Genomic DNA, 15,827 nt, shown 5'->3' with positions numbered 1-15,827 from the left:
AAAGTCGGGATTTTTTGATTGCTCTGAAACATTAAATTTTTTCATGAAAATTAATAGTATTTAATTTTCATGACTAAGAATAATTTAAATAAAATTCAATTATACTGTCAAATATATAATTTAAACACATTCATTTTATAGGATAAAGACTTTCTTGGAAGTTTAAGTTATTAGCATTAAATTTAAAACAAATAATAATTGATAAAATGGATCCTGATTACAGAAAAGATGACATTACAAGATTTTTTGATTTCACCGAACAGGATGAAAAACTCATTACTGAAATTTATGATATACTTTCTATGTCATATGATATTTCCGTGATTGAAATTGAAAATTCTCCTTATAAGCCATTTAATTCTCATGATATGTATCCATTATTTATACCACGGATTTGTTATGAAGTAAAAAACAAAAATAAAAACAATTCTTTCTATCTTTTTATTGTCAGCAAAGTTGGAATCACCTCCAGAGGCGGACATTTAGGACGTAAATTTGATACTGTACAACTTTGGGGATTAAAAAATTTAGACGAAGATTTTGGATATATTTCCATTAATAAAAAGAAATTAATGGATAAAATTGCTGGGCTTTTCAGTAGTTTTAATGTCAATTTTAAAGATCGTGATTTTAAAGATTTCTATGTCTTAGGAAGTGACAGATTTAAAACCATGAATTTTTTAAGCTCAAAAAGAAAAGAAATTATAAAAAACTTTCCGAATGAAAATTTTAAACTTGAAATTAAAAATAATATTGTGAGTTTTGGATTACCCGAAACACTTACCATTGAAAATGCTGAAATAATTTCAAAATTTTTAGAAGAAATATAAAAACTACGTTTTTTATCCCTCAAAATTAACAAATGCTGAAATTTTTAATCCCCATTAGAAGATCCCTCAAAAAATCCTTCGACAATATCCGGAATGAGCAGCTGAAGAACAATCTGCTTCAGGCTATTCCTTTTTGGATAGGATCTGTCATCACAGGCTTTTTTGCCGTTATGTATGCCCAGGTATTTGCCTGGGGTGAGCATCTTATGAATTTCATTTTTGACTGGCATGCATGGATGATTTTTATTATCGCTCCCGTTGGATTTGTACTTTCCTGGTGGCTGGTAAAAGAATTTGCTCCAAACGCTAAAGGAAGTGGTATTCCGCAGGTGATGGCAGCTGTAGAACTTGCCAACCCCAAGGAACACCGTAAGATCAGAAGTCTTCTAAGCATTAAGATTATCTTTTTCAAAATCCTGTCTTCTGTTATTCTGGTTATCGGAGGAGGTGCTGTAGGACGTGAAGGACCTACGATTCAGATTGCAGGCTCGGTGTTCAGGAAAGTAAATGAATATCTTCCCGAGTGGTGGCCGAAGATTTCTAAGAAAAATATGATTATGACAGGAGCTGCAGCCGGGCTTGCGGCAGCCTTCAACACTCCGTTGGGAGGAATTGTTTTCGCCGTTGAAGAACTGTCAAAAACCCATATCAATTATTTCAAAACAGCTTTATTTACCGCTGTCATTATTGCTGGTCTCACAGCGCAAACCCTTGCCGGATCTTATTTATATCTGGGATACCCGAAGACGAATGATGTTTCTTTAATGGTCATGTTTCCGATCGTTCTCGTTGCGGCCACATCTGGTATTATGGCCAGCCAGCTTTCTGTTGTTATGCTTAAACTCAATAGCTGGAAGAAGAAAAAACTGAAAACGGATAAAGCAAATGTGGTATTCCTGATCATTTGTGCTTTAATTATTGCTTCTATAGCCTATTTCATCAACAGGGAAATTCTTGGCTCAGGAAAAGAGATTATGGAGCGTGTTCTTTTTACCAAAGATAAGCACGAAGACTGGTATGTTCCGATTCTAAGAATGCTTGGCCCTGCCCTTTCTTTCACTTCCGGGGGTGCCGGCGGAATTTTTGCTCCAGCTCTTAGTGCGGGAGCAAGTATAGGTTCTGTTATTTCAGGACTTATTCACTTGACACCCAACGAAACCAATGTAGTGGTCCTCGCCGGAATGGTCGCTTTTCTTACAGGAATCACCCGGGCTCCATTCACTTCAGCCATTATTGTTCTCGAAATGACCGATAGGCATTCTCTTATTTTTCATCTGATGCTGGCTGGCATGGTTTCTTCTATTGCCTCTATTCTGGTAAGCAGACATTCTTTATATGATGTATTGAAAGCAAATTTTCTGGCTGAAATCAGAGCCAAAGAGTAACCAGAGATCAAAAATTGTTATTAAAATTGTTATTAAAAGAGAATAAGTATTGCCAATATTGCTCAACTATTTCACCAATACTCTTGTATATAAGAAATATATTGTCTAATTTTGCACCTCGAAATAATTAACAAATTCATTTAACATTATGAACAATTACGAAACTGTTTTCATTTTAACTCCCGTTCTATCTGAGTCACAGGTAGAGGAAGCAGTAAACAAGTATGTAGATCTTATCAAAGAAAAGAACTGCGAAATCGTTGCTAAAGAAAACTGGGGATTAAAAAAATTAGCTTATCCGATCCAATTAAAAAAGAACGGGTTCTATACTTTAATCGAATTTAAAGGTGAGGGTACTGTAGTAGCTGATCTAGAATTGGCATTTAAGCGTGACGAGAGAGTAATCCGTTACCTTACTACAAAACTTGACAAGCATGCTATTGAGTATGCTGTAACTAGAAGAACTAAAGTAAAAGCAGCTAAAGCTTAATTATTAACCCTATTTTTTAAAAAAGACAAGACATGGCAATAGATGAAATGGCTAAACAAGCCTCTGCAGGAGGAGAATCAGAAGTAAAATTTCTTACTCCACTTGATATCAATACAAAATCTGAAAAGAAATATTGTAGATTCAAAAAATACGGAATTAAGCACGTTGATTATAAAGATGCTGATTTCTTATTACAATTTGTAAACGAGCAAGGTAAAATCTTACCAAGAAGATACACTGGAACTTCTTTAAAATACCAAAGAAAAGTTTCTGCTGCTATCAAAAGAGCAAGACACCTTTCTTTACTACCTTACGTAGCTGACTTATTGAAATAAGACAAAAAATAAATAAAAGAAGAGAGCAATCTCTTCTTTTGTTGCTGAATAAATAATTAATTCTAACTTGATTTTAGACCACTCTAAAATCTAAAAAAAGGACAACAACAAATGGATATCATCCTAAAACAAGACGTAGAAAACTTAGGACTTGAGTTTGATACAGTAAGTGTAAAGCCAGGTTACGCAAGAAACTTCTTACTTCCTCAAGGTATTGCACTTTTAGCTACACCTAAAAACAAAGCTGCTCTAGAAGCTACTTTGGAAGCTAGAAAAGAAGAAGAAGCTAAATTAATCGCTGCTGCTAACGCTGTAGTAGATCAATTGAAGAAAACTTCTATTACTATTCCTGCAAAAGTAGGTTCTGGTGACAAATTATTCGGATCTATCAACAATGCAGATCTTTCTGCTGCTCTTGCTAAGTCTGGAGTTTCTGTAGAGAAGAAATATATCAAAATCCCAGGAAACTCTATTAAGAGAACTGGTAAAGTAACGGCAAACATCAGATTACACAGAAACGTTGAGTACAATTTCGAATTCGAAATCGTATCTGACGCTCCAGTTGTAGCTGCTCCAGCTGCTAAAAAAGAAGAAGTTAAATCTGAAGAAGCTTAATTGTAAGCAACTGAGATTTTCTCATAATATAAACCACTTCAATTCTATTGAAGTGGTTTTTCTTTTGTATAATAACCAACCCGTCTTTTTACTTTGCAAAAATCCCTCCTTCAGAGAAGGAGAATTTAGGACAACATAACTCGTAGTATTCCTGAGTTGAACAAACTTTCTTCAAATGTAAAATAAAAGCGGTTAAAGAGGGCTATTGCACGTTATAGCCGGAACCCTCATCATTTACTTCCTCTCAGTTTCTGCTGATATTCTGTAGGGGCAATACCAATTACCTTTTTGAAAATATTACTGAAAGAAGACAGGCTGTTGTACCCTACCATCATTGAAATTTCATACATATTATATTTCCCTTCCAGCATGAGTTCAAGAGAGCGGGTGATTCTTAATGATCTTAGAAAACGAACGTAATTCATCCCCAGAATCTCTTTAAATTTCCTCGAAAGAGTTCTTGTGCTCAATCCAAATTCTTTTGCCGTAGATTCGATGGTAAGAGGCTTTTCAAGGTTAGCATGAATGTATTTTGCAATCTTTAATAAAGTTTCATCTTTTGGAAAAGGATGCTGTATTGGAAATGCCAGGTGTCTGTGTTCTTTTTGCTGTAAAACCCCTTTAAGTGCTTTGAGGAAAAAATATTTAGAACTCTCATTTTTTGTGATTTTCCCATCCCATTCTTTAGTGTATAAAATCATCTCGCGAAGCAGTTCATTAACAGAATAAATATTAATTTCATCAAAAAAGCCACTTTCATTTTCTTCTTTTTTAAAATAAAAGTTATACAAATCAACTTTTGGGCTGGTAGAAAAAATATAGTGAGGGGTTCCTGCAGGAATCCACATAAAGCATCTTGCCGGAAGGTACCAATGTTTCTGATCTGTGAAAACATGCACGATACCGCCTTCTGCATATACCAATTGTGCAGAACTGTGATAATGAACCTCTGTTGTTACATTCCCCGTAAGAACATGATAAACGTAAAATTCCGTATCATCCTCTTCTACTATTTTAAAATGGCTGTCATTCATGAAATAAAGATAAGAAGAATTTTCAAACTGGCGTAAATGAGCAAATCTTTTTCTGTTTTCACAAATAGGGTCCGATACTTGTTGTCGTAAATTTGCTGCATCAAAATCATTTTAGCAAAAATCCTTTAATTAATTTATGAATATCACATTTAACGCATACAGATATCTGTATATTGCGTTGTGCTTATTATTGAGCAGTTTTTTACATTCACAGATGATAGACTACCAACACCTCGGCTTACAGCAAGCTGTAGAGATCGGTCTGAAAAACAACAAAAATATACAGATAAGCCATCTAAAACAGGAAATGTCCGTTACCAAAGAGAAAGATCTTAAAATGGAAAAACTTCCGGACATTGAATTCCATACCAGCTACAATCAGGTAACAAACCTTTTTCAACATGAGAATGGCGTGTTCAACAAAGCCACAAAATACGATGTGATCAATGGCATGTATGATTTTACATTATCTGCATCCATTCCGGTGTATATGGGTGGAAAAATAAGAAATACGGAAAAGAAGGCCGCAATTGACACTGAAATTTCATCTTTAAAAACCCATTTGGACGAGAGACAGCTTACCATGGAAATTATTACAGCTTTTCTACAGATCCATCATTTAAAAGAACAGCAGAATCTGATCAATGATAAAATGAAGGAAGATTCTGTGAACATCAAACAGGTAAAAGCACTTAAAGCCAACGGAGTTGTAACCGTAAATGAAGTGTTAAGAACTTCTTTGCAGCTTTCCAATCATACCATGAGCTGGACAGAACTGGATAATGATATTCAGATTGCAGAGCATAAGCTTAAAACGATTCTTTCACTTCCGGAAAGCAAGGAAATGCATGTCAACACAGAAGATCTGATCTCAGATAATGCTTCAATACCTTATATCAATGAATTGACGGAAACAGCTTTACACAAAAATGAATCCGTTGATATCACTCACAAAAATCTTTCGTTAAAGGAATTGGATCAAAAAATCACCAGAGCGAATTATTTACCCAAAATTACAGCGGGTGGAGAATATTTTTTAAAGTATCCCAATATGATGTTCTTTCCTCCTGAACCCTATGCTTATCGTCTGGGAATGGTAGGTGTGAATCTTACCTATCCTATCGAAAATCTGTATAAAAATAAATACAAAATGCAGGAAGCAAGGGAAAATATTGATCTTGCCAAACTTCAGATAGAGGAAAATGAAGAGAAGATCAGACACAATGTGTATGAAGCGTACAAAAAGTTTGAAGAAACAGACCAGAAAGTAAAAATTGCGGAAGAAGCCATTACCCAGGCTAAAGAGAATTATCGTATTGTAAGAACAAAATATGCCAATAAGCTAAGTCTTATCACTGAACTGATAGATGCTGATAATACTTACCTGGAGGCTGAATCTAATCTTATTTCTATAAAAATCAACAGACAACTTAAATATTACCAACTCCAATATACGATTGGGAACTTATAAAAACTATGGCACAGAAACAATTGACACAAAAGGAAAAAAGAATCAACAAGTCCATTACTTTACTGGCCTGGATCCTGATCATCAGTGGAATTACGGGTATGGTCAGCTTTTATCTTTTTTCGAGAAAAAATGTTACCACCAATGATGCGCAGATCGAACAGTATATTACGCCTGTATCCAGTAAGGTTTCTGGGTTTATTAAAACAATAAAGTTTAATGAAAATCAGTTTGTGCGTAAAGGGGACACTTTAATCGTCATAGACAACAGGGAGTTTGTGAATCAGGTGAATATGGCAGAAGCCAGCCTTCATGCTAATGCAGCAACTATAAGTACTATTGAAAGCGGTGTAAACACCAAAGAAAGTGATACTAAGATCATTGATGCTAAAATTGCTTCCGCTAAAATTGATATCTGGCGAACAGAACAGGATTATAAAAGATATAAAAATCTATTGGCAGAAGGTGCAGCAACAGAACAGGAATTTGAAAATATAAAAGCGTCTTATGACCAGTCAAAAACTAATCTCCTGGCGCTGGAACAACAGAAAAACTCAGTAAGAGCTGGAGCCAATGAACAACAGACTAAAGTGGCTCCCGTTCAAAGCCAGATTCAGCAGAGTTCTGCCAGCCTGAACAATGCAAAGCTTTATCTTTCTTATACCGTGATTACCGCTCCGTATGATGGATGGGTTGGAAAAAAGACCATTCAGGAAGGGCAATTGATCAAAGAAGGACAAGCCCTGGTACAGATCGTCAGCAAAGAAAAATGGATCATCGCCAATTATAAAGAAACACAACTTGGACAGATTGATCAGAAGCAGGAAGTAATCATCACTGCAGATGCTTATCCCGATGTTGAATTTAAAGGAAAAATACTTTCCATCTCTCCTGCGTCAGGATCACAGTTTTCTTTGGTAAAACCGGATAATGCAACCGGAAACTTTGTAAAAATAGAGCAGAGATTCCCTGTGAAAATTATTCTTGACAACAATAAAGACAACGAAAAACTGCTTTCCGGAATGAATGTTCTGGTGAGTGCGAAGAAGATATAAGTTTGAGTGTGGGAGGGTTTTAGAGTTTTAGAGTTTTAGAGTTTTAGAGTTTTAGAGTTTTAGAGTTTTAGAGTTTTAGAGTTTTAGAGTTTTAGAGTTTTAGAGTTTTAGAGTTTTAGAGTACAAAATTACCTTCCAATCGACACATTTCGGACTGTCCAATTAAATTATTTTTTTAGCGAAAAGGCAAAACGGCAATATAACAAATCTGCGAATTTTTTCTTGAGCATATTTGTCATTTTACCTTTTACACTTTTATCCGTTTTGTCTTTTCGCTTTTTTTAAATCTGGCTCAATAGCAATTTGCCATTTCTCTTTCTAAGCTTAGTGCTTTCCAAAAATTATGCAGCATAATACAGTTTATCATAAATGGGTACCACAATGGCTGAAACTGCCTTTGCTTATATTGGCATTGTTTCCCCACCTGATGTTGTTGTCGCTTTTGCATTCCAACAGCGCCTTCACATCTTCTTTTATGGATGTAGATTCAGACGACATCCAATACTTAATGATTTTGATGTACGGGACATTTGTGGTTACCCTTTTAGTTTTACAGCGGTTTATGGCTTATTTCAGTGTAAAATATTATGTACTGCTGATGGCCTCTGTTTCAGTGATCATTCTTTATGTTTTATCGGTTACCCATGATTATCATGTTATTCTGGTGATTCGCTTCTTAGAAGGTATTTTTGGATTATTGGAAGGGGCTATTTTTCTTCCCTTGATTATTGCCGAACTAAAAACAAGACATGCTAAAGTTGTAGCCTATCTCTTTATGTATACGATCATGCTGACCGGAGGAACAATCACCACTTCACTGTTAAAATCAAGCATTGAAAATTACGATTTCCAGCATATGATCCTGATGATGCTCTATTTTCATGTATTTGTACTCATCATTGGTATTGCCTTATTCAATAAAAACAGATTTTTCCCCAAAAAGCCTTTATACCAATTGGATATTACCAGCTGGTTTTTACTTTGGGCATGCCTGCAGGCTGGCGGATATGCCATTATCTATGGTAAAAGACTCATGTGGTTTGAGTCTGATACTATTATCATGTGCTTGTTTGTATTCCTGCTTTCTGGGGGATTATTCATGCTTAAGCAGAGAAACTCCAAAAGACCACTGTTTCACTTTGAAGTTTTCAGTTCAAAAAATGTGATTGCAGGAATGATTCTGTTTTTCATTTTTTATCTGATCCGTTCAGGGCTTAATAATGTATACAGCATTATGGCCACCGTATGGAAATGGCCATGGGATTATATTGTGAACATCCAGTATTGGAATGTTGCAGGAACTCTTTTGGGGATATTATTATCGGGAATTTGTCTGGTTCGCGGGGTTTCTTCAAGGATTGTTTTCTTCACAGGGTTCCTTTTACTTGCCATTGATTGTGCATGGTTTACGTACACTTTTTACCCTGACACTACCCTTTCCACCATTTGTCCGCCTTTATTTTTGCAGGGTGTGGCTCAGGGATTATTATTTACTCCGTTGGTTTTCTTTTTAATTTCAGCTACCCCGGAAGAATATGTTGCCAATGCTACTGCTTTAGGAACTACAACCCGTTTCTGGACAACAGCCATCGGATATGCTTTGATGCAGAACCTGATGTTGTTTTTAACATTAAAACATTCTGATACACTGAGTTCCAATCTCATCGATACCAATCCCGTTTTTTACAGTCAATGGAGCCAGCTTTTCGGATCCAATATTTCAAAACTTCCGGTCAATGAATCGCTATCTATGACAGCAGGCGCTTTTAAAGCTAAAATAATGGCTCAGTCTATTCTTCTTTCCAATATGGAAATTTTCACAGGACTGTTCTGGCTGGCACTTGTTACAGCAATTGGTCTACTGCTTTATCATCCTGTAAAGATCGCCGTAAGGAATATCATGTAAAAGAAAGAAAGCAGTAAGACGTGTACAATAATTAAAGTTTCTCCGACCACCACATACGTTTAATAATTTTTCATTCAAATAACGACCTACCTTCAAACGATCAGAAGTTGCTTCTTCCTTCATCTCTAACCACTTTGGCCGGTTTATTGTTCCTCTTTTCCGATAGCAATATTGCACAGATTACTTCGTTTAACACAAAAAGCCAACTCATGGAAATTGAAAGTATTTTACTGAAGCAAAGAGATTTTTTTGCCACCCAGCAAACCAAAAGTCTTACTTTCCGGAAAATGTATCTTGAAAAGCTTAAAAGTCTTATTATTTCTAATGAGAACATGCTGTATGAAGCAATTAACAAGGATTTTGGAAAATCAAAATTCGATACTTTCACGACAGAATTATCCTTTATTCTGAATGACATTAATTATTATCTCAAGCATTTAAAAACCCTTTCAAAACCTAAAAAAGTAAGTACCAATCTTGCTAATCAACTAGGAAGCAGTAAAATTCATGCTGATCCTTTGGGCTGTACATTAGTTATCGGAGCCTGGAATTATCCTTATCAGTTATCACTTTCTCCTCTTATTGCAGCCATGGCGGCTGGAAACTGCTGTATTCTTAAACCCAGCGAAATCGCGGAGAATACCATGAAAGCTATGGCATCCATCATCAATGAAAATTTTCCTCCTGAATATCTGTACGTATATGAGGGCGGTATTGATGAAACTACGGCTCTTCTGCAATTAAAATTTGATAAAATATTTTTTACCGGAAGTACAAAAGTTGGAAAGGTCGTTTACAAAGCTGCTGCAGAGCATCTTACTCCCGTAGTCCTTGAATTGGGCGGAAAGTCTCCTGCTATCGTTACCAAAAATGCCAATCTCGAAATAGCTGCCAAAAGAATTGTCTGGGGAAAGTTTCTCAATGCCGGACAAACCTGTGTAGCTCCCGATTATCTGTTGGTAGAGGAAACTATTCATGAGCAATTTCTGGAAATGCTCAGGAAATACATCAAAGAATTCAGATATGATCCCGATTCTGAACAATATACAAGAATTATTAATCAAAAGAATTTTCAGCGCCTTATACGCCTTATTGATAAAGAAAAACTCTATTCCGGTGGAAACTTCAGTGAAGAAGAGCTCTACATAGAACCCACAATTCTGAATCATGTAGATTGGAAGGATGAGATTATGCAGGAAGAAATTTTTGGTCCGCTCCTGCCTGTTATCAGTTTTCAGAATTACAATGCCGCACTAAATTCTATTCTGGAACTTGAAAAACCTCTGGCCGCTTATCTTTTTACGAATAATTCTGAGGAAAAAGAGATGTTTACCCGGAAATTGTCTTTCGGAGGGGGCTGTATTAATGATACTATTATGCATTTAAGCAATGATAATCTGCCATTTGGAGGAGTGGGAAGTTCAGGAATAGGAAATTATCACGGAAAATATGGTTTTGAAATCTTTTCCCATCAAAAAGCGGTTCTTGAAAAAGCGACCTGGGGTGAACCCAACATCAAATATCCGCCTTATTCTGAGAAAAAATTAAGCTGGATTAAAAAGTTATTATAAATTCAGAGCATATTATTTTCCCGTAGATCTATCTGATTGAGCTGATTTCTTACATTTAAAGAAATAAAAAACTGCCTCATTGCTGAAGCAGTTTTTTGTATTTTATCCTTTTTTAGGAGCCCAGGTAGTAAAGAATTCTTTTACTTTATCTTTACTATATCCTTTCCCTTCTTCCAAAACATCACTCTGCTGAACTTTGATCATTTTACCCTCTTTATCTAAAATAATAAAGACTGGATAACCAAATTTATCACCCGGATTCCCATATTGGGCAAAAACTTTTTCATTTTTATTATCGGGAGAAAAATTCAGGTGATAGTATACATAATTTTTATCTACTATTTCCTTCAGTTCGGGAGTTGTCTGTACATAATTATTGAAACGAAGACACCAGATACACCAGTTTCCACCAGCCTGGATCATTACATTCTTACCTTCCTTCTTAGCCTGAGCGACTAATTTATTGATATCTGCCTGAGCATCTGCTTTTGGATCATATGGTTTAGGAAGTTTAGCTTTTTCTTCAGCCGCTTTTTTCTTAGCTTCTAATTCTGCCTGCCCAGTCGGTACGATAAGCGCAGTTTTTTGCTTTCCTTTATCGGGTAAATTCTTTGCATCCTGTGAAAAAGCCAGAGTGCTTAATCCCACGAAAGCCAATATTGTCAATTTTTTCATAACATAAAAGTAAAAAAATAATATATATCCCTCTGCAAAAATAGAACCATAATTTTATTATCACTAAATTTGCCTGTTTTATGAATTTCCTAATCAAAATATTATATCTGATCTCTAAGCTTCCGCTTAAAATATTGTATATTTTTTCGGACGTCATCTTCTTCCTAAATTATTATCTCGTAGGATATAGAAAAGAGGTCATTACTCAGAACCTGAGAAACTCATTTCCGGAGAAATCAGAAGAAGAGATCAAAGAGATACGAAAAAAATTCTACCTTAATTTTTCAGATTATCTGGTAGAAACTATAAAATCTTTCAGTATTTCTGAGACAGAGGCCAGAGTGCGAATGCAGCATATCAATCAGGAACTGTTTCATGAAGCTAAAAAGGAGGGTAAAAATATTATCCTGCTGGCAGGACATGTGTTCAATTGGGAATGGATCAATGCATTGGCAAAGATTGTTCCCCAGGCCCACTGTCACCCTGTATACAGAAAGGTAAATAATGACTTTTGGGAGAACCAGATGAAGAAGGTCCGAAACAAATTCGGAAATGAAGCATTGGAAGCCAATGAAGTAATTCTGAATATTTTCCGATCTATAAACAATGGTGAATCAGCTTATATGTTTGTTGCTGACCAAACCCCTCACCATGCTCATGTTACTTATGGATTAGAATTTTTGAACCAACGAACTCCCGCTTTTATAGGATATGATAAACTCGCTACAAGAATGGATCTTGTTATTATCTATTGTGAAATGAAAAAGGTGAAACGAGGTTATTATCAGGTTAATTATCACAGAATATACCCGGATGGTGAAAAATTCACGGAAAATGAAGTCGTGAGAAAGTTTCATAAATTATTGGAAAATACACTGCATAAAAATCCGGACAATTATCTTTGGTCACACAGAAAATGGAAATATCAGGACTCTATCAAAAATTTTGATTCTGAAAAAAATTAGAGTGAAATGCAGAAAAAACTGGCAGTTGCCATCTTAAACTGGAACGGCAGAAATTGGCTTGAGAAATTTCTTCCGGGTGTAGTTCAATTTTCCCAGAATGCGGATATTTATGTTATTGACAATCTTTCTACCGATGACTCTATAGATTTTTTACAAAAGAATTTTCCCACAGTACACATTATTAAAAATGATAAAAACTATGGGTTTGCAGGCGGTTATAATGAAGGATTACAATCCATCAAAAGTGAATACTACTGTCTTCTCAATTCTGATGTAGAAGTTACAGAGAACTGGATAGAACCGGCACTGGAATTATTGGAAAAAAATCCTGCAGCTTCTGCAGTGCAGCCTAAAATCTTATCTTATCATAATAGAAATTCTTTCGAATTTGCCGGAGCAGCCGGTGGTTTGATTGATAATCTTGGATATCCTTATTGCAGAGGAAGAGTTTTTGATGATCTGGAAGAAGATAAAGGGCAATATAATGATGAAACAGAGATCTTCTGGGCATCAGGATGCTGTTTATTCATCCGTTCAAAAGACTTCTGGGAGCAGAATGGTTTCGATGCAAGATTTTTTGCCCATCAGGAAGAAATCGACTTGTGCTGGAGGCTCATCAATTCTGGAAAAAAGATTTATTATACCGGAAAATCCACCGTATATCATGTGGGTGGTGGAACGCTCAACAAGCAGAGTGCGCAAAAGACCTATCTCAACATCAGAAATAACCTTTCTATGATGCTTAAGAATCTTCCTTTTCCTCAATTGATCTGGCTGATTTTTTTCAGATTATGTCTGGATAGTGTTGCCGGAATTTATTTTGGATTAAAACATGGTTTCCCACACCTATGGGCGGTAGTAAGGGCTCATTTCGGATTCTACGGACAACTTCCGGGAACATGGAGGCTGCGTCAGAAAAATCAAAAGAAGCAGTTCTATCAATCGAAATGGTTGATTTTTAAACACTTTTTGGGAGGAAAGTAGAAGATAAAAGGTGGCTGGTAATAGGTGGCAGGTAATAGGTTATAGGAATTAGGGAAATACAAATATCTGTATTACTAAGAACTGAAAACTATTACGAGAAAAATATATATCTTTCATCAACTTTGAACTTAGAACATTAAAAACTAAACTAGAGAACCTACAACCACCAATTTATAAATTATAACTTTAATACAATGGATTTCTGTGCAATAGATTTTGAAACGGCCACTCACGAGAAAAGTTCAGCTTGTGAGATGGGAATTTGTGTGGTACAGGATTCTAACATTGTAGAAACTAAAACCTGGCTGATCAAACCTCCGAGTTTTCCGTATTTCAGTAGATTCAATATTGCGGTGCATGGAATTCATCCTGAAGATGTAAAAGACGCACCGAGTTTTGATGAAGTATGGTATGAGGCTCAGGAAATGATGTATGGCAGTCTTATGATTGCTCATAATGCAAGTTTTGATGCTTCTGTTTTAAGAGGATGTCTTCAGCATTATGGGATGTTTACCCCCAATTTGAACTATCTGTGCAGTATACAGCTTGCAAAAAAATCATGGAATTACCTTCCGAAATACGGCTTAAAACCATTGGCAGAATATCACAAAATTGATTTTACCCACCACAGAGCGGGAGCTGATGCTGAAGTATGTGCTAAGATCTCTCTACTGGCTTTTGAGAAATTGTTTCTCACCAGTAATGATGAAGTAAACGATTATATGAAAGCGAAAATCAAAAAGCTTTAATAAGAACCCGGGTTCTTAGTCTGCCATTTATTAATCATTAATTACTCAACACTTCAGACAACAGATTGAATTTTGGAATATCAATCTCAAAAGTCTCCTGTGTTTCTAGGTTTTTAACCAGGTATTTTCCGCTCATATTCCCTACTCCGGAACGAAGCATTACATTGGAGAAGTAAGCGAAATTTTCACCTGTTCCTATTTCAGGAGTAAGGCCGATTACGCCATCACCTATAATCTCTGTGTATCCAAATCCTACATCAAAAATTAACCATTTTCTTTTCAAAACTTTGATAGGAAAGCTTCCGTCATTTTCTATCGTGATATTGTATTTAAAAACGTAACGGTTTTCGGATGGATAACTGTTTTTACTATCATATTCAGGTATTACTGAAACTTTGATATTGGAAGTCATTTTTGAAAACATCATTGTAGCATTTTCTTAATAAATACAAAAATCTCGCCTTTTTAAGGCGAGATTATATATTTATGTTAAAAATTTATTAAAACTTATAATCCAAGGCCTTTTCTTTCGTCACCTCCCATTAATATTTCAACAGGATTGTCGATACCTTCTTTTACCGCTACAAGGAATCCTACAGACTCTTTTCCGTCGATAATTCTGTGGTCATAAGACATTGCTACGTACATCATTGGTCTGATTACTACCTGCCCGTCAACAGCAACCGGTCTCTGGATGATGTTGTGCATTCCTAAGATTGCAGATTGTGGAGGGTTGATGATCGGTGTAGACAACATAGATCCGAAAGTACCACCATTGGTAATAGTAAATGTACCACCCGTCATTTCGTCAACAGTAATTTTACCGTCTCTTACTTTTGTAGCAAGATCTTTGATGTTTGCTTCAACTCCGCTGAAAGACATGTTTTCTGCATTTCTCAATACAGGAACCATCAATCCTTTAGGACCTGAAACTGCAATTGAAATATCGCAGAAATCATAGTTTATTTTGAAATCTCCGTCAATAGATGCATTTACATCCGGATACATTTGTAATGCTCTTGTAACAGCTTTTGTAAAGAAAGACATGAAACCAAGTCCCACTCCGTGTTTTTGAGCAAATTCTTCTTTATATAGTTTTCTTAATCTGAAGATTTCAGACATATCCACTTCGTTGAAAGTCGTCAACATCGCTGTTTCGTTCTTTACAGAAACTAGTCTTTGAGCGATTTTTCTTCTTAAAACTGAAAGTTTAGTCGTAGTGGTAGTTCTTGCCCCTGTTGCTGTAGAAGGAGTTCCTCCTAATGCAGGAACAGCTGCTAATTCAGCATCAGTTTTAGTAATTCTTCCGTCTCTTCCTGTTCCTGAAACCTGACCAGCATTCATTCCTTTTTCATCAAGAATTTTCTTAGCAGCCGGAGATGGAGCTCCTGTTGCATAAGTTTGTGGTGCAGCTACCGGAGCAGCTGGTTTTGGAGCTTCTTGTTTAGCAGGTTCAGCAGCTTTCGGAGCCTCTTCCTGTTTTGGAGCTTCAGCAGCAGGTGCAGCACCTTCTGGTCTTGCAGCATCCATATCAATTAAACAAACTACCTGACCTACCTGTACTACCTCACCTTCTTCTGCTTTTAAAGTGATCACACCACTTTGTTCTGCAGGCAATTCAAGAGTTGCTTTATCTGAATCCACTTCGGCGATAGGTTGATCTTTTTCTACATAATCACCATCTTTTACTAGCCAAGTTGCAATTTCAACTTCTGTAATTGATTCGCCTGGTGAAGGAACTTTCATTTCTAAAACTGACATATCG

Annotated in this window: 16 protein-coding genes; 12 read left to right on the top strand and 4 right to left on the bottom strand. The window is 36.0% G+C overall.

Annotated features, from left to right (window positions below; all coding sequences use genetic code 11):
• The first annotated feature begins 302 nt into the window (after window positions 1–302).
• From AC07UM_RS15770 to rplI, 5 genes are all read left to right on the top strand, one after another.
• Complete coding sequence (locus AC07UM_RS15770) at window positions 303–830, top strand: hypothetical protein (RefSeq protein WP_494684052.1); 528 nt, start codon at window positions 303–305, stop codon at window positions 828–830.
• A 32-nt stretch (window positions 831–862) separates the two neighbouring features.
• Complete coding sequence (locus AC07UM_RS15765; protein ID WP_494684051.1) at window positions 863–2,215, top strand: chloride channel protein; 1,353 nt, start codon at window positions 863–865, stop codon at window positions 2,213–2,215.
• A 148-nt stretch (window positions 2,216–2,363) separates the two neighbouring features.
• Window positions 2,364–2,705, top strand: a complete 342-nt coding sequence (gene rpsF, locus AC07UM_RS15760) for a 30S ribosomal protein S6 (RefSeq protein ID WP_103235592.1) — start codon at window positions 2,364–2,366, stop codon at window positions 2,703–2,705.
• 32 nt (window positions 2,706–2,737) lie between these two features.
• The gene (gene rpsR / locus AC07UM_RS15755; protein ID WP_034706728.1) at window positions 2,738–3,040 is read left to right on the top strand and encodes a 30S ribosomal protein S18; all 303 of its coding nucleotides are present in this window, start codon (window positions 2,738–2,740) and stop codon (window positions 3,038–3,040) included.
• A gap of 111 nt (window positions 3,041–3,151) precedes the next feature.
• Window positions 3,152–3,655, top strand: coding sequence for a 50S ribosomal protein L9 (gene rplI / locus AC07UM_RS15750; protein WP_124531838.1), 504 nt, complete (start codon window positions 3,152–3,154; stop codon window positions 3,653–3,655).
• 230 nt (window positions 3,656–3,885) lie between these two features.
• Here rplI and AC07UM_RS15745 read toward each other — a convergent pair whose 3' ends face one another.
• Window positions 3,886–4,689: a helix-turn-helix domain-containing protein gene (locus tag AC07UM_RS15745; protein ID WP_494684050.1), complete on the bottom strand. Its 804-nt coding sequence runs from the start codon at window positions 4,687–4,689 to the stop codon at window positions 3,886–3,888.
• Window positions 4,690–4,825: 136 nt separating this feature from the next.
• Here AC07UM_RS15745 and AC07UM_RS15740 point away from each other — a divergent pair, with 136 nt between their 5' ends.
• The 4 genes from AC07UM_RS15740 (at window position 4,826) to AC07UM_RS15725 (ending at window position 10,689) form a co-directional block, all read left to right on the top strand.
• Window positions 4,826–6,160: a TolC family protein gene (locus tag AC07UM_RS15740; protein WP_494684049.1), complete on the top strand. Its 1,335-nt coding sequence runs from the start codon at window positions 4,826–4,828 to the stop codon at window positions 6,158–6,160.
• Window positions 6,161–6,165: 5 nt separating this feature from the next.
• A complete protein-coding gene (locus tag AC07UM_RS15735) occupies window positions 6,166–7,212 on the top strand; it encodes an HlyD family secretion protein (RefSeq protein ID WP_494684048.1) in 1,047 nt (348 codons plus the stop codon).
• A gap of 343 nt (window positions 7,213–7,555) precedes the next feature.
• A complete protein-coding gene (locus tag AC07UM_RS15730) occupies window positions 7,556–9,118 on the top strand; it encodes an MFS transporter (protein ID WP_494684047.1) in 1,563 nt (520 codons plus the stop codon).
• Window positions 9,119–9,327: 209 nt separating this feature from the next.
• On the top strand, window positions 9,328–10,689 hold the full coding sequence (locus AC07UM_RS15725) for an aldehyde dehydrogenase (protein WP_494684046.1): 1,362 nt from the start codon (window positions 9,328–9,330) through the stop codon (window positions 10,687–10,689).
• A 102-nt stretch (window positions 10,690–10,791) separates the two neighbouring features.
• Here AC07UM_RS15725 and AC07UM_RS15720 read toward each other — a convergent pair whose 3' ends face one another.
• Complete coding sequence (locus tag AC07UM_RS15720) at window positions 10,792–11,364, bottom strand: thioredoxin family protein (protein ID WP_494684045.1); 573 nt, start codon at window positions 11,362–11,364, stop codon at window positions 10,792–10,794.
• 80 nt (window positions 11,365–11,444) lie between these two features.
• On the opposite strand from AC07UM_RS15720, the gene AC07UM_RS15715 reads away from it, so the two are divergent.
• The 3 genes from AC07UM_RS15715 (at window position 11,445) to AC07UM_RS15705 (ending at window position 14,062) form a co-directional block, all read left to right on the top strand.
• Window positions 11,445–12,329, top strand: a complete 885-nt coding sequence (locus AC07UM_RS15715) for a lysophospholipid acyltransferase family protein (protein ID WP_494684044.1) — start codon at window positions 11,445–11,447, stop codon at window positions 12,327–12,329.
• A 6-nt stretch (window positions 12,330–12,335) separates the two neighbouring features.
• Window positions 12,336–13,313: a glycosyltransferase family 2 protein gene (locus AC07UM_RS15710; protein WP_494684043.1), complete on the top strand. Its 978-nt coding sequence runs from the start codon at window positions 12,336–12,338 to the stop codon at window positions 13,311–13,313.
• Window positions 13,314–13,507: 194 nt separating this feature from the next.
• On the top strand, window positions 13,508–14,062 hold the full coding sequence (locus tag AC07UM_RS15705) for a 3'-5' exonuclease (protein WP_494684042.1): 555 nt from the start codon (window positions 13,508–13,510) through the stop codon (window positions 14,060–14,062).
• Between the two features lie 37 nt (window positions 14,063–14,099).
• Here the strand turns inward: AC07UM_RS15705 and apaG are convergent, their stop codons facing one another.
• Both apaG and odhB read right to left on the bottom strand, forming a co-directional pair.
• A complete protein-coding gene (gene apaG, locus AC07UM_RS15700) occupies window positions 14,100–14,489 on the bottom strand; it encodes a Co2+/Mg2+ efflux facilitator ApaG/CorD (RefSeq protein ID WP_065398091.1) in 390 nt (129 codons plus the stop codon).
• Between the two features lie 80 nt (window positions 14,490–14,569).
• Window positions 14,570–15,823 (bottom strand): 2-oxoglutarate dehydrogenase complex dihydrolipoyllysine-residue succinyltransferase, encoded by a 1,254-nt coding sequence (odhB, locus tag AC07UM_RS15695; RefSeq protein ID WP_109738590.1) that lies wholly within the window; start codon window positions 15,821–15,823, stop codon window positions 14,570–14,572.
• Window positions 15,824–15,827: the final 4 nt, after the last annotated feature.

This window comes from Chryseobacterium sp. GW821-FHT04C04 (genome assembly GCF_059420365.1).
Note: the sequence above shows the minus strand (reverse complement) of the source record. Positions and strands in the feature narration are given on the sequence as shown.

Coding starts and splice junctions, on each gene's coding strand:
- rpsF (WP_103235592.1), top strand. CDS start 2,364: ATGAACAATTACGAAACTGTTTTCATTTTAACTCCCGTTCTATCTGAG.
- AC07UM_RS15740 (WP_494684049.1), top strand. CDS start 4,826: ATGAATATCACATTTAACGCATACAGATATCTGTATATTGCGTTGTGC.
- AC07UM_RS15725 (WP_494684046.1), top strand. CDS start 9,328: ATGGAAATTGAAAGTATTTTACTGAAGCAAAGAGATTTTTTTGCCACC.
- AC07UM_RS15710 (WP_494684043.1), top strand. CDS start 12,336: ATGCAGAAAAAACTGGCAGTTGCCATCTTAAACTGGAACGGCAGAAAT.
- odhB (WP_109738590.1), bottom strand. CDS start 15,823: ATGTCAGTTTTAGAAATGAAAGTTCCTTCACCAGGCGAATCAATTACA.
- AC07UM_RS15730 (WP_494684047.1), top strand. CDS start 7,556: ATGCAGCATAATACAGTTTATCATAAATGGGTACCACAATGGCTGAAA.
- AC07UM_RS15715 (WP_494684044.1), top strand. CDS start 11,445: ATGAATTTCCTAATCAAAATATTATATCTGATCTCTAAGCTTCCGCTT.
- rpsR (WP_034706728.1), top strand. CDS start 2,738: ATGGCAATAGATGAAATGGCTAAACAAGCCTCTGCAGGAGGAGAATCA.
- AC07UM_RS15735 (WP_494684048.1), top strand. CDS start 6,166: ATGGCACAGAAACAATTGACACAAAAGGAAAAAAGAATCAACAAGTCC.
- rplI (WP_124531838.1), top strand. CDS start 3,152: ATGGATATCATCCTAAAACAAGACGTAGAAAACTTAGGACTTGAGTTT.
- AC07UM_RS15745 (WP_494684050.1), bottom strand. CDS start 4,689: ATGAATGACAGCCATTTTAAAATAGTAGAAGAGGATGATACGGAATTT.
- AC07UM_RS15765 (WP_494684051.1), top strand. CDS start 863: ATGCTGAAATTTTTAATCCCCATTAGAAGATCCCTCAAAAAATCCTTC.
- AC07UM_RS15770 (WP_494684052.1), top strand. CDS start 303: ATGTCATATGATATTTCCGTGATTGAAATTGAAAATTCTCCTTATAAG.
- AC07UM_RS15720 (WP_494684045.1), bottom strand. CDS start 11,364: ATGAAAAAATTGACAATATTGGCTTTCGTGGGATTAAGCACTCTGGCT.
- apaG (WP_065398091.1), bottom strand. CDS start 14,489: ATGATGTTTTCAAAAATGACTTCCAATATCAAAGTTTCAGTAATACCT.
- AC07UM_RS15705 (WP_494684042.1), top strand. CDS start 13,508: ATGGATTTCTGTGCAATAGATTTTGAAACGGCCACTCACGAGAAAAGT.